Origin of the sequence: Acidisphaera sp. S103 (assembly GCF_009765975.1) — a bacterium.
Classification (GTDB): Bacteria; Pseudomonadota; Alphaproteobacteria; order Acetobacterales; family Acetobacteraceae; genus Rhodopila.
The window spans coordinates 86,304-98,709 of the sequence record NZ_LMUJ01000076.1 but is presented as its reverse complement, the minus strand read 5'-3'; the positions used below and the strand labels follow the sequence as shown (position 1 = coordinate 98,709).

At 63.4% G+C, this 12,406-nt stretch carries 14 protein-coding genes; 1 reads left to right on the top strand and 13 read right to left on the bottom strand.

Annotated features, from left to right (window positions below):
• Positions 1-72 precede the first annotated feature (72 nt).
• Positions 73-441 carry a hypothetical protein gene (locus tag GSQ89_RS26415; RefSeq protein WP_158930891.1) on the bottom strand — a complete coding sequence of 123 codons (369 nt, stop codon included), beginning with the start codon at positions 439-441 and terminating at the stop codon, positions 73-75.
• Between the two features lie 111 nt (positions 442-552).
• On the opposite strand from GSQ89_RS26415, the gene GSQ89_RS26410 reads away from it, so the two are divergent.
• A complete protein-coding gene (locus GSQ89_RS26410) occupies positions 553-1,254 on the top strand; it encodes an MgtC/SapB family protein (RefSeq protein ID WP_158930889.1) in 702 nt (233 codons plus the stop codon).
• 6 nt (positions 1,255-1,260) lie between these two features.
• On the opposite strand, the gene GSQ89_RS26405 is transcribed toward GSQ89_RS26410, so the two are convergent.
• The 12 genes from GSQ89_RS26405 to GSQ89_RS26350 form a co-directional block, all read right to left on the bottom strand.
• Positions 1,261-1,560 (bottom strand): hypothetical protein, encoded by a 300-nt coding sequence (locus tag GSQ89_RS26405; RefSeq protein ID WP_158930887.1) that lies wholly within the window; start codon positions 1,558-1,560, stop codon positions 1,261-1,263.
• On the bottom strand, positions 1,557-2,204 hold the full coding sequence (locus tag GSQ89_RS26400) for a cytochrome c oxidase subunit 3 (protein ID WP_158930885.1): 648 nt from the start codon (positions 2,202-2,204) through the stop codon (positions 1,557-1,559). The genes GSQ89_RS26405 and GSQ89_RS26400 overlap by 4 nt, the downstream gene beginning before the upstream one ends.
• Positions 2,197-3,822 carry a cbb3-type cytochrome c oxidase subunit I gene (locus GSQ89_RS26395; protein WP_158930883.1) on the bottom strand — a complete coding sequence of 542 codons (1,626 nt, stop codon included), beginning with the start codon at positions 3,820-3,822 and terminating at the stop codon, positions 2,197-2,199. Before GSQ89_RS26395 ends, GSQ89_RS26400 begins: the two co-directional genes overlap by 8 nt.
• On the bottom strand, positions 3,819-4,748 hold the full coding sequence (gene coxB / locus GSQ89_RS26390) for a cytochrome c oxidase subunit II (RefSeq protein WP_158930881.1): 930 nt from the start codon (positions 4,746-4,748) through the stop codon (positions 3,819-3,821). The genes GSQ89_RS26395 and coxB overlap by 4 nt, the downstream gene beginning before the upstream one ends.
• The gene (locus GSQ89_RS26385) at positions 4,745-5,509 is read right to left on the bottom strand and encodes an SCO family protein (protein ID WP_158930879.1); all 765 of its coding nucleotides are present in this window, start codon (positions 5,507-5,509) and stop codon (positions 4,745-4,747) included. The genes coxB and GSQ89_RS26385 overlap by 4 nt, the downstream gene beginning before the upstream one ends.
• A complete protein-coding gene (locus tag GSQ89_RS26380) occupies positions 5,506-5,859 on the bottom strand; it encodes a hypothetical protein (RefSeq protein ID WP_158930877.1) in 354 nt (117 codons plus the stop codon). Before GSQ89_RS26380 ends, GSQ89_RS26385 begins: the two co-directional genes overlap by 4 nt.
• Entirely contained in the window at positions 5,852-6,859 is a 1,008-nt protein-coding gene (locus GSQ89_RS26375) for a hypothetical protein (RefSeq protein ID WP_158930875.1), read from the bottom strand. The genes GSQ89_RS26380 and GSQ89_RS26375 overlap by 8 nt, the downstream gene beginning before the upstream one ends.
• Entirely contained in the window at positions 6,856-7,329 is a 474-nt protein-coding gene (locus GSQ89_RS26370) for a cytochrome c (RefSeq protein ID WP_158930873.1), read from the bottom strand. The genes GSQ89_RS26375 and GSQ89_RS26370 overlap by 4 nt, the downstream gene beginning before the upstream one ends.
• Positions 7,326-7,814, bottom strand: a complete 489-nt coding sequence (locus GSQ89_RS26365; RefSeq protein ID WP_158930871.1) for a DUF3341 domain-containing protein — start codon at positions 7,812-7,814, stop codon at positions 7,326-7,328. The genes GSQ89_RS26370 and GSQ89_RS26365 overlap by 4 nt, the downstream gene beginning before the upstream one ends.
• Positions 7,811-9,151, bottom strand: coding sequence for an NrfD/PsrC family molybdoenzyme membrane anchor subunit (gene nrfD, locus GSQ89_RS26360; RefSeq protein ID WP_158930869.1), 1,341 nt, complete (start codon positions 9,149-9,151; stop codon positions 7,811-7,813). The genes GSQ89_RS26365 and nrfD overlap by 4 nt, the downstream gene beginning before the upstream one ends.
• Entirely contained in the window at positions 9,148-11,982 is a 2,835-nt protein-coding gene (locus GSQ89_RS26355; protein ID WP_158930867.1) for a TAT-variant-translocated molybdopterin oxidoreductase, read from the bottom strand. The genes nrfD and GSQ89_RS26355 overlap by 4 nt, the downstream gene beginning before the upstream one ends.
• The coding region (locus GSQ89_RS26350; protein ID WP_216856408.1) for a cytochrome c3 family protein at positions 11,970-12,406 on the bottom strand (437 nt) is incomplete at its 5' end. The genes GSQ89_RS26355 and GSQ89_RS26350, both read right to left, overlap by 13 nt.

The following is a 12,406-nucleotide window of genomic DNA, read 5'->3' as shown; positions in this document are numbered from 1 at the left end:
TCGTTCTGTCCGGTGTCCCAGGGCGGGACAGAGTGAGGTGCTTAGGCAAAGTAAGTAAGTGAACAGGGCTTGTCACCTCCGGGCCGTCCACATAAGCGTTTTCTGAACCAGTTCACGGCGGCGATCATCAGCCGCCGGCATGGCCTTAACGCGCATGATCCGCTCCGCGAGCTCGCGCGTCGTCACCGGCTGCGTGGCCTCGCGCAGCTCATCGTAGATCAGCCGCAAGCACTCACCCGGACGAAACCAGGCGTTGCGTGTCCGTGGTTGCTTGGGGCGGATGTCCTTCGGCCGGATATCTGGATCGAACAGCCGCATGGTGGCATCGACATGCGCCAGGTTTGCGCGCTGCTGCACAAGTTGTTGCTCAAGTTGACGCAGCATTCCGGCCAGTTCCGCTCTCTTGTTTCGTAGTGCACCAATGACATGCGGTTCGGCCATTGCCGCCCCTCTCTTGAGTTATCCAAGAACAATATGGTAGAATAGCCGAGCCTATACTTCAACATCGGGGTGGTGGCGGTTGCTACATGATGGCGCGAAATCTGGCTGGTAATGACCCCGCATCCAACCTGGAACGACATCGCGCTGCGACTTCTGCTGACCGTGATCGCCGGTGCCGCCATCGGCTTCAATCGGGGCGCCAAAGGCCAGGCCGTCGGCCTGCGGACGACGATCCTGGTTGGCCTCGCGGCGTCGGTCGCCATGGTTCAGGCCAATATCCTGCTGACGGTGGCCGGCAAAACGAGCGATTCGTTCGGAGTGATGGATCTCATGCGCTTGCCACTGGGTATTCTGACAGGGGGCGGATTCATCGGCGGCGGCGCCATCCTGAAACGCGGCGAGCTGGTACAGGGCGTGACCACGGCCTCCACACTGTGGGTCATGACGGTCATCGGCCTCTGCCTTGGCGGCGGTCAATTCGGTCTTGGGATGGTTGCCACGGCGCTGAGCGTCCTGATTTTGTGGACGCTCAAATGGCTGGATATTCGCATGCCGCGCGAACAACGCGCCAAAATTGTCATCGAGTCCGACCTTATCGATGAATTCCCAAGTGCGATCGCCTCACTCGGTTACACGGCGCGGCTGGAGGGGCAAACGCGGGACGATACTGGCTCTCAAACAAGGATCGCATTCGACATAACATGGAAGCGACCGGAAGTGGCGGGCCCGCCACGGGACCTGTTCAAAATTGCCAATGACAGGTTTCGCGTGGTTTCTCTTGAGCTGATTTCGCACGCGTCCATCAACGAATGAAAGGCATCACGACCCGATCTGCCGGGTGACGGCATAGATTGTTCGGGTCAGTGGGTCGGTCATCGCCAATCCCAGCAATATCGCCAGCCAGAAAATGCCGGCCATGGCAAAACCCCGGGCGATAGCGGGCGCGTCAAGCAGGCGCATATAGCCGAGGGCAACCAAAACCGCCATGATCGCCGCCGGCAGTGCGAGAATGGGGCGCGTTGCCGCCGGCACCGGCGGCAACGACACGCCGAACTCCAGCGCCGCGATACAGAACAGCACCAGCAAGAGCAACAGGTTGAGACGATGACGTTTCCTCATCCGCGTCCCACCAGGTAGATCACCGGATACAGAACGATCCAAACAATATCGACAAAACTCCAATATAGTCCCACCACTTCGACCGGCGTGTACCAGCCATCGTCGAATGCGCCGCGGCGGGCCTGCACCGCGACCCAGCCGACGAGGCCCACGCCGATAATCATGTGCAGGGCGTGCAGCACGGTCGCGACGAAGTAGAACGACCAGAACATGCGCGCACCGCCCGCGTCGGTGCCGGTGATCTTGAACGGGCCGGCGGGAAACAGATTTTCCGAAAGATCGATGTGCCATTCATAGAATTTCAGCAGCAGGAACAGCGTGCCGATCGCCATGGTGACCACACAGCACTGCACCAAACGGCGGATATTGCCGGCCTCCATGAACGCCAGGCCGGAGGAATAGACGAAACTGCTGGTGATCAGAAGGAACAGGTTGAGCGTGCCGATCCACAGCACGGTTTCCCGTCCGCCGGCGTCGAACCCCGCCGGCTGCCAGTGCCGGCAGAACATCCAGGCGATGATCAGGCCGCCGAAGAACAGGACCTCCGACGCCAGGAACAGCCACATCCCGGCGACCGCCGTGTCCGACTGATGCGTTGCGTCGGCGTATTGGAAATGGGTGTGCGGGGCGACTTCCTCAGACATCGGACGGCTCTATGCCCGGTTTGGGGAATTCGTACGGCCCCTTGGTGACGACCGGAGTGACGACGAAGTTGATGGTGAATGGCGGCGAAGGGGTCTGCCATTCCAGGCCCAGGCCGCCCCACGGGTTGGCCGGCGCCCGATCGCCGCGGAACAGGGAGAACGTCAGGTAGACTAGCGGCATCAGGTAAGCCGCGGCCAGGATGGTGGCACCGGCCGACGACAGCACGTTCAGCACCTGGAATTCCGGCGGATAGGCATGGTAGCGCCGTGGCATGCCGAGATAGCCCAGGATGAATTGCGGGAAAAACGTGACGTTGAATCCTAGGAACATCAGCAATGCCGCCGCACGCGCCAACATTTCCGGATACATCTTACCCGTCATCTTCGGCCACCAGTAATGCAGCGCGGCGAAATACGCGGACACCATGCCGCCCACCATGATGTAGTGGAAATGCGCGACGACGAAATACGTGTCGTGCAGCTCGACGTCCGCCGCCAGCGCCGCCAGGAACAATCCGGTCAGGCCGCCCATGGTGAACAGCCCGATGAACCCAAACGCATATATCATCGGTGCATCGAAGCGAATGTGTCCCTTGTGCAAGGTGCCCAACCAGTTGAACACCTTGATGGCGGACGGCACGGCGACGAAGTAGCTGAGCAGGGAAAACGTGACGCTCGCGAACAGCGACTGGCCGGACACGAACATGTGGTGGCCCCACACGAAGAACGCGATCACTGCGATGGACACGCTGGCCCACACGACGAATTTGTAGCCGAACAGTTCCTTGCGGGCGAACACAGGAATGATCTCCGACACCACGCCCAGCCCTGGCAGGATCATGATGTACACGGCGGGGTGCGAGTAGAACCAGAACAGATGCTGGAATAACAGCGGGTCGCCACCCAGGCGCGGATCGAAGACGCCGACATGGAACAGGGTTTCGAACAGCAGCAGGATCAGCGTGATGGCCAGGACGGGTGTCGCCAATACGAAGATCACGCTGGTCGAATACAGCGACCAGACGAACACCGGAAGGCGATACCATGTCAGGCCCGGCGCGCGCAGACGATGGATGGTGACGATAAAGTTCAGGCCGGTGGCGATGGATGAAAAGCCGGAAATGAAGATGCCGATCACCACCGCCGCCACATGGCCTTGCGCATAATTGCTCGACAGCGGCGTGTAGAACGTCCAGCCGGTATCGATGCCGCCGCTGAATAGCGCATACAATGCGCAAGCGCCGCCGGCCATGAACAGATACCAACTGATCAGGTTCAGTTTGGGGAAGGCAAGGTCCCGCGCGCCCAGCATCAGCGGCAGCATGAAGTTGCCGATCGTGACCGGCACGGCGGGCACCAGGAAAAACCACACCATGATGATGCCGTGCATGGTGAACAGCCGGTTATAGGTCTCGGCCGACTGGATCATCCCCTGCGGCACCAGCAGGTTGTAGCGGATCAGGGCCGCCGCCGATCCGCCGAGGAAGAAGAAGAAAGTGATCGAGATCATATACAGGATCGCGATCCGCTTGTGATCGGTGGTCAGCAACCAGCTTCGCAGCGACACGCCATCCGACAAATAGCTGATCTGGGATTGCGGAAGGACGATCTGGCTCATCCGTGCTTCTCCGCCGCCAGGGAATGGATATAGGCCACCAGACGGACGAGGTCGTCCTCACCGATGACGTTGGCGAATGACGGCATGATCGGTTCGTAGCTGGCCACGACTTGGCTTTTTGGTTGCATGATCGAATCGCGGATGTAGCGGTCGTCGGCGATCGCTGTGCTGCCGTCGGACAGCGGCACCGGACTGCCGTACAGTCCGACCAGCGATGGGGCGCGCACCGTTCCGCCGCCCAGATGACACCCGGCGCAACCGTAACGGATGAACAAGCCCTTGCCCTGCGCTGCAAGCGTCTTGCCGCCACCACTGGTGGTCAGCCATCCGGCATAGTCCTGCGCCGACATTACGACGACGTCGCCGATCATGTTGGAATGCGCCGTGCCGCAGAACTGCGAGCAGAACAGGTGATACGTGCCGATCCGGTCCGGCCGGAACCACATCGTTTCATACTGGCCGGGCAGCACGTCGCGCTTGACGCGAAACGCCGGGACGAAGAAGTCGTGGATCACGTCCTCCGACGTCATGATCAGTTCGATCGGCGTATCCACGGGTATGTGGAGGGCGTTGATTTCCCGTTGACCGCCGGCGTGCTCGATCTTCCACATCCATTGCTTGGCGACGACGTAGACCTTCAACGCATTGGCCGGCGGCTGGTAGAGCCGGACGTAAATCGTCGACCCCCAGATGAAGAGGCCGAAGAAAATCACCAGCGTGGCGACGGTCCAGGAGATCTCGAACCGGAACGATTTCTCCGCCAGGGCACCGCGGTCGACCGGGCTGTTGTGGCGATAGCGGATGGCGTAGACAAGCATCAGCCAGAACACCAACCCCAGCACGGCGAGGGACACCGCGAGCAGACCCAGCAGCAGCAGGTCGGTCTGTGCGCCGGTGCTGGCGGCGAGCGGCAGGGTCAGCCTCATCGTGGATGCCGTTCGCGGCGGAGGGCCAACATGACGGTGCCGCCGATGACCAGGACGGTCAGCGCGGCACCCAGTTGCAGGATCCGCATGATCGCCAGGCTGTAGCGGCCAGTTGTGGGATCATAGTGGAAACATAACAACAGGATTGGCAACGCCCGAGCGGTAATGCCATTCGCGGCTCTGGTGAGCCCCAGGCCGACATCGCTGGGTTGATAACCCACGCCCAACAGGTAGCTGGATACAGTGCCGTTGCCGGTTAGGAAGACGAGGCCGGCGGGATGGAGAAATTGTTTGAACTTGGCATCGTAACGCGACTTGAAGCCCACCGCCTGGGTTATCGCCGTGATGTTGGCGGCGGAGCCGGTCAGATAGTGCCAATCCGCCGTTTGTCCGGGATGATCGAAGTGCGCGATGTCGGCGGACCGGGCGGATTGGGCATCCGCGGGTGTTTCTTTGGGATCGATCGACAGCACCACCAGGCTGTATGGGCGTTCGGCATCCAGCCGGGACAGGGCGTTCATCAGATCGTTACGGACCAGCCCGCACAGATTGGGACAATGGAAGTAGCCGACCGCCAGGATCGTCGGCCGGTGTTCAAGTGCCTGACCCAGCGTGATCGCATTGCCGAGCCGATCGATGAACCTAGTCGCCAGCGGCACCTGGTTTCCCTGGCGCTGATCGAAGGCGAAATCAGACAAGTTGCTCGCCATCCCCGGGTGCGGGCACAGCAATGCCAGGATCATCAGGACGATGGCGATCATTTCGGCCAGTCCGGAATGCCGGAGGCCGCGACCCGCCGCATCGCCTCATCGATGGGGATGTGACCGAGGCCCTTGCTCTTGTCGTCCCAACCGCCGCTGTTCAAGCGCGCCAGTTCGGCCGCCAGGAATGTCCGCATGTCCGCGGCTGAATCGGTCTGCAACCGGGGCGCCGGGTAGACCGGTGGCGAGGTCGGCATGCGCCGGTCGATCGTCGACCCGGGATAGATCCACCACACCAGCAATACGGAGGCCAATAGTCCGATCAGGACCGCGGGTGCCGCGATCAGGGCGGTGCGAATGGGGACATCGGATCGCTCATAACGGGCTGGAGGCAGGATCGGTTCAGGCATGGGACAACCCGACGCGCAGGGTCGGACCACGCAGCGCGAAACCGGCGGAGATACCACCGAACGCCAGCATGGCGGCGATGTCGATCCAGCCGATGCCGCGTCCCTGTGCCGGCAGGACCAGCCACCAGCCGCGAACCACGGACAGGACGATCAGCAGGAGAGTAACGGCGATGATACCGCGGCGAGACCGGCGGACCCGCGGCAACAGCAACGCCAGGAACGGCAACAGGAAATGCGCCACCGCGGTCAGCCCGGCGATCGCGCCCCCCACGCCGGTCCAGCGGACGACATACCATGCGGCCTCGGCCGGCAGGTTCGATTGCCAGATGATCAGCAACTGCATGAAGTCGAGATACGCCCACAGGATCAGCACGCCTTGCAGCAACCGGGCAAGGTCGTCTCGGTCGGCTTCGGCGACAGGGCCGCTCAGCATGGTGCCAAGAATGGTGACGGACAGGGCGAACAGGGCGCTCTCGGCCGCGAAGGTCATGCCGAAATCGCTGGAGTTGAAATGCGGATCGAGCGACATCAGCATATCGATCGCGGCAAAATTCACCGTCAGGCCCAGCAGGATCAGGCCGATGGCCGCCGTCGCCGGACGCAGGCGCCACAGCGCCAAGGCGGCGACCACGAACCAGACGATCAGGTAAAGCACGCAGCGCACGGCGGCGAACGGCAGGTTCAGGTAGAACGCGTTCGCAAGATGCGCGTCGGCGTGTGCCCAGGGGTAAAGGTGCGGCAGTAACAGCAGAACCGGAATGATCGCCGGCAGCAACAGCGGCAGTCCGCCGATCCCCAACAGCAGCCACGGCCGGATCGCGAGACCCCACCGCCCTCCGGTCAGCGTATGCACCAGCGTCAGCATCAGGCAGCCCAGCGGCCAGCGTATCCACACACTCAGCGCCGCCAGCCAGGCGAACGCGAATGCCGCGGGATGCAGGAAGGCACCGATGACCGAGGCCACAAGGCCGAGGGCGCCGATGGTCCACCCCACCCTCATCGGGACACCATCGCGGGCGGCGGATGCTGCGACAATTGCAGTGCCCTGATGTAAGCGGCGATGGCCCAACGGTCGGCCGGCGCGACACGGCCGGCGAAGGAATACATCGCCCCGTAGCCATGCGTGATCACGTCGTAGAAATGCTGTGTCGGCGCCTGTCGCAAACGATCGATGTGATAGGACGGCGGTGCGGGGAAGCCGCGTTGCACGACCATGCCGTGGCCGTCCCCCAACTCCGAGTGGCACGGTGTGCAGTCGATACGGAACCGTTGCTGCCCGCGCTGGATCAACGCCAGGGTCAGTGGTGGGGGTTTCGATGCGGTGTCGCCCCACGCGACCGTATCCTGTGCCGGCGTGACCATATTGGCTTCGGCCGAATAAGGGTCTGCTTTCGGCTGCACCGTCATGTCGTCGCATCCCGACAGCAGCGCCAGGACTACGAACAGCGGCAAGGCCGAACGCGGCATCATTCGGCTACGTCCTCCACCTGTTCGGCGGCCAGCGTCTGCAACAGGTCGTGCGCTCGATCGGGTGATTCCGTGCGGATCGACACGCACCATCGATCCCGCGAGGCACCGCGCATCAGCATCGCCTCATCCACCGGATCGTACAGATGCGGCAACCGGTTCACTATCAGATAGCCAAAGAATCCAGCCAGCATCGCCGCCAGGACGCCAATTTCAAACGCGATCGGAACGAACGCCGGCCAGGAGAATTCCGGGCGGCCGCCGATATCGACCGGATAACCGGCGGTGTTGGCATAGACCTCCATCCCGAACCCCGCACCGGCGCCCAGCAGGCCGGCAATCAGCACGATCAGCGGCAGAACCGACGGCCCGTCATCCCCGGGCAGCGCTTTCGGCGTATAGGTTTCCACGGCGCCGAGGCCGCGCAAGCGGGGCAAAGCCTCGATCAGACCGGTTTCCGATCCGAAGCTGGCGACGATCAGCGTCATGGCCGTCGCGGCGCCAGGATTTCGCGCATCTCGAACATCGAAATGACCGGAATCAGCCGCACGACCATCAGGATACCGAACACGAACAGGCCGACCGTGCCCATCATCGTCAGCCAGTCCCAGATCGTGCCGTGGAAAATCCCATACGACGATGGCAAATGCGGCCGGTGCAGCGAAACCACGACGATCGTATAACGCTCACACCACATGCCGACGATCACACCCAGTGAGATCAACCCCACCGCCACCTGATTCAACCGCACGCCGCGAACCCACAGAAGCTGCGGCAGCAGCACGTTGAACAGGATCGTCGCCCAGTAGATCGCGGCGTAGTAGCCGAACAGTTTCTCCTGAAACATGGTGATTTCGGCCTTCTCGCCACCGTAATAGGTGGTGAAGGCGTCCATGATGTAGGCGTAGCCGACGAACAGACTGCTGGTCAGCAGCAGGCGGCCCAGCACGTCGATATGGCGCGTGGTGATATAGCGGTGCAACCGCAGCAGCCGGCGCAACGGCATGATCAGCAGCAGCACGGTGGCAAAGCCCGACAGGGACGCGCCGAAGATGAAGAACGGCGGAAACATCGTCGAATGCCATCCCACCGTGGCCGCACCGGCGAAATCCAGCCCGACGATGCTGTGTACCGAACAGACCAGCGGCGCCATGATCGCGGCCAGCACACCATACAACGCATGATAGTGGCGCCATTGCCCGCCGGTACCGCGAAACCCCAGCGCCATCATGCCGTAGACCACTTGCTTCGCCCGCGTCGGCGCTCGGTCTCGCAACGTTGCCAGATCGGGCAGCAGGCCGAGGTACCAGAACAGAATGGAAGCCACCACGTAGGTGAGGATGGCGAAGAAATCCCACAGCAGAGGACTGCGGAATTGCGGCCACAGGCCCATGCTGTTGGGGTACGGGAACAGCCAGTAGAAGAACCACGGCCGGCCCAAATGCAGAATGGGATAGATCCCGGCACAGGCGGCGCCGAACAGCGTCATGGATTCGGCTATGCGGTTGATGGAGTTGCGCCATTCCGACCGCGTCAGAAAGAACAGGGCGGAAATGAACGTGCCGCCGCTGGCGATGGCGATCCACCAGACATAGTTGATGATGGCAAATCCCCAGCCGACCGGCCAGTCGATCCCCCAGATACCGACGCCGGCGTAGAACAGATACAGGATCGAGCCGACCAGGATGCTGGTCAGTAGTGCCGGCGGGGTGACCGCGATCCACCACCACAGGAAAGGCTTTGACCGTAGCGCGATGGCGGACACATGGTCTGTCATGTCGGGATTGTTGCTGCCGGGCAGCGTAACGGGCTCGACGGCGTTCATGCGCCGGTGTCCGAACGACGGTTGGAAATCCTGGCTTCGTAGGTGACACGGGGATGGGTCCCCTGGTCACTCAGCAGGGCGTAGGTGAGCGGGCTTTTCTTGCGTTCGGCGATGTCGCCGCCTTGGGCCATGTTGCCGAACGTGATCGCCTGCGCGGGACATGCGGCCTGACACGCGGTTTTCACCTCATCGGCGCCGACCGGACGGTTCGCCACGTCCGCATCAATGCGGGCCGCGGCAATCCGTTGCAGGCAGAACGTGCATTTTTCCATCACGCCACGTGCCCGCACCGTCACGTCGGGGTTGCGAGCGACGGCGGGACGGCGTTCCTCGGCGGCGTAGTCGAAGTAGTTGAAACGGCGCACCTTGTAAGGGCAGTTGTTGCTGCAGAACCGTGTACCGACGCAACGGTTGTACACCATCACGTTCAGGCCTTCCTGGTCATGCACCGTGGCACCGACCGGACAGACGACCTCGCACGGCGCTTGCTCGCAGTGTTGGCACATGACCGGCTGGAACAGGATGTTCGGGTCGTCCGGACTGCCCTCGTGATAGCGGTCGATGCGCAGCCAGTGCATTTCACGTTCGCGGATCACCTGCTGCTTGCCGACGGTGGGGATATTGTTCTCCGCCATGCATGCCACGACGCAGGCGTTGCAACCGATGCAGGCGTTCAGGTCGATGCTCATGCCCCAGGCAGCGGGACCGGTTGGCTTGCGGTTGTAGAGGCCCGCCGGTTCGGCCTGTCCACCGAGGAAGTCCGGCTTGGCCTTGAACGCCGCCAGGGTGCCGTGCCGCACATAATCGCCGGCGTCGGCGAAGATAGGATCATGGTGTTCGGTGCAGGCCAGAACCTCCCGCCCGGATTCCTTGTGCAGCGTCACCGGACCGGTGCCACCGGTCAGCGGGTAGACGTCGTAGCCGGCCCCCTGTCCGACCATGCCGACATCGGTGCGTCCGAACCCCATCAGCGCCACGGCGCAATCGGGTGCCTGACCGGGCATGATCCAGGCGGGAAGGACAACGCGGGCATCACCCACCGCGACCGATACGCGATCGCCGTTCACCAGCTCCAACCGTGCCGCGATCGTCGGCGATACCAGCAGCGGGTTGTCCCAGGTCAGTTTGGTCAGCGGCCGAGGCAGTTCCTGCAGCCAGGCGTTGTTGGCGAAACGTCCGTCCCATAGATGCGGATCAGGCCGGAACAGCAAGGTGGTTTCGGCTGCCGGCGGCTGGGATGGATGCGCCTGTGCGGCCTGGGGCTTCAGCGGGACGCTGCTGACAGCCGCCTGGGTGTTCGGAACCAGGCCCGCCGCCAGGGCATCGTGCCACGGACCGTCCGCCAATCCCAGGGTCTGTCGCACGAGGTCCCGGCTATCGGCCTCGCCAGGGGCGGCGAACAGCGCCAGAAGGGTATGCGGGCTGAGGCCGTCGTAGAGCGGTTTTGCCTGGGGTTGCAGGATCGAGATCGTGCCGTCGTAGGCGCGCGCGTCGCTCCAGTCCTCGAAGGGATGGCGCGCCGGCAGGGTCCAGTGCGTCCGGCCGCCGGTTTCGGTCGTTTCGGCAGCCAATGTCATGGAGAACGGTACGTGCTTCAGGGCCTCGCCGAAGCCAGGCAGGGTGAAGACCGGGTTGCTGTCGATGATCAGCAATGAGGTCACCCGGCCGGCGTGCATATCCGCCAACAGGTCGTGCATCGGCGCCGCATCGGCTTCCACCGGATCGATCAGCGTGTAGGTCGCGCCGCGGCCACTCAGCGCCTCATTCATCGCATGCACCAGGGCGTGGATTTCCGCCGGCTGGTGCGGCCCGGCGTGGATGAAGGTCCGACCGTGAGCCGCCTTCATGTCGGCGACCAGCGGCGCGAACCATCCGGGCATGTCCGATGGAGTCTCGCCCCGCAGGACCGTCGCCGCCAGGGCCGGAACGATCCGCACCAGATCGCGGGGACTGGTGACAAAACGATCATCCGCGGCGACACCGGTCAGCGTCGGCATCGGTTCGATCGCGTAAGATCGGCTCATGCGGTCGGTTCGAGCCGGGTTGCGCCGAGCGGCGAAATCCCGGGCGAAGCGCAGGTGGCCGGGTGCGGAGTCCAGCAGGTCGCTGTCGATGGTGACGAGAAGATCGGTCGCATCCAGCTTCGGCACGATCTCCACCGGCTGCCCGTACGCCATGATCGCCCCGGCGCGCACGGCATCGCGGGAGACCGGGTCCCAGCGGTGCCAGCGCATCTCGGGGTATCGTTGCTTCAGCGCGGCGGTCTGGCGGATGAACGTGGGTGACGTGGTGGTGCCGGTCAGGATCCGAAATCCGGTGCCACGACCCAGGGTATCGCGCTGGCCGGCCAGCGCGGTCAGCAGCGACGACCATGATTGCGGTTCGCCGTCGCGGATCAGGCCTCGGCTGCGGTCGGGATCGTAAAATCCGAGGATCTCCGCCTGGCCGATCGCGCTGGTGCCGCCCAGGCTGGCGGGGTGCAGCGGATTGCCCTCGACCTTGATCGGGCGGCCATTGTCGTGGCGGACCAGGATGCCGTTGGCGTAGCCGCCCATCACGCTGGCGGTGGCGAACATCCGGCTGCCGGCGGAAACGGCGTTGGCGGGCGGCAGGACCGGCGGGATCAGCACACCGCCGGGCGCGCCATCGTCGCATCCCGACAGGCCGGCAAGGGCCAGGCCGGCGGCCATCAGCTTCAGCACGCCTCGGCGGTCCCGCGGTGCCGCCAGGGCGGCGGCCAGTTGCGGGAACTCCGCCGACGCCCTGGCCACGAACGCGGGGTCGCGCGCCAGCCGGTCCAGTCCACGCCATTGGCGGTTCACCGGTGGCATATCGAGCAGTCGGTCAGGTTGCGGCCGCCCACATGGTAGTGCTGCATCAGTGCGGCGGGTGACGGGGTCTTCTCGGTCCGATGCCAGTCCGTGTTGAAGATCGCATCCGGCGGGCACAAGTTCGGTGCGGGATCGCGATGACAGCTCAGGCAGAACCCCATCGTCAGGGTGCGTGCCTTCCGTGTCAGCGCCATGTCCTGGATATGGCCGTGGCAACTCTGGCAGCCAACGCCTTTGGCGATGTGGATTTCGTGGTTGAAATACACGTAATCGGGAAGATCGGTCACACGATGCCAGATGATCGGCGTGTTGTTCGCCAGGCTGTCCCGCACCGGCGCCAGGATGGCGGCGTTGGTCCAAACCTGCGAATGGCAGGTCATGCAGGTATAGGTTGGCGGCAGGCCGGCGTCCGTGGCGGTTTCAG

Excerpts from the sequence above, each read along its gene's own strand:
- GSQ89_RS26415 (WP_158930891.1), bottom strand. The coding sequence starts at position 441 with ATGGCCGAACCGCATGTCATTGGTGCACTACGAAACAAGAGAGCGGAA.
- GSQ89_RS26410 (WP_158930889.1), top strand. The coding sequence starts at position 553 with ATGACCCCGCATCCAACCTGGAACGACATCGCGCTGCGACTTCTGCTG.
- GSQ89_RS26405 (WP_158930887.1), bottom strand. The coding sequence starts at position 1,560 with ATGAGGAAACGTCATCGTCTCAACCTGTTGCTCTTGCTGGTGCTGTTC.
- GSQ89_RS26400 (WP_158930885.1), bottom strand. The coding sequence starts at position 2,204 with ATGTCTGAGGAAGTCGCCCCGCACACCCATTTCCAATACGCCGACGCA.
- GSQ89_RS26395 (WP_158930883.1), bottom strand. The coding sequence starts at position 3,822 with ATGAGCCAGATCGTCCTTCCGCAATCCCAGATCAGCTATTTGTCGGAT.
- coxB (WP_158930881.1), bottom strand. The coding sequence starts at position 4,748 with ATGAGGCTGACCCTGCCGCTCGCCGCCAGCACCGGCGCACAGACCGAC.
- GSQ89_RS26385 (WP_158930879.1), bottom strand. The coding sequence starts at position 5,509 with ATGATCGCCATCGTCCTGATGATCCTGGCATTGCTGTGCCCGCACCCG.
- GSQ89_RS26380 (WP_158930877.1), bottom strand. The coding sequence starts at position 5,859 with ATGCCTGAACCGATCCTGCCTCCAGCCCGTTATGAGCGATCCGATGTC.
- GSQ89_RS26375 (WP_158930875.1), bottom strand. The coding sequence starts at position 6,859 with ATGAGGGTGGGGTGGACCATCGGCGCCCTCGGCCTTGTGGCCTCGGTC.
- GSQ89_RS26370 (WP_158930873.1), bottom strand. The coding sequence starts at position 7,329 with ATGATGCCGCGTTCGGCCTTGCCGCTGTTCGTAGTCCTGGCGCTGCTG.
- GSQ89_RS26365 (WP_158930871.1), bottom strand. The coding sequence starts at position 7,814 with ATGACGCTGATCGTCGCCAGCTTCGGATCGGAAACCGGTCTGATCGAG.
- nrfD (WP_158930869.1), bottom strand. The coding sequence starts at position 9,151 with ATGAACGCCGTCGAGCCCGTTACGCTGCCCGGCAGCAACAATCCCGAC.
- GSQ89_RS26355 (WP_158930867.1), bottom strand. The coding sequence starts at position 11,982 with ATGCCACCGGTGAACCGCCAATGGCGTGGACTGGACCGGCTGGCGCGC.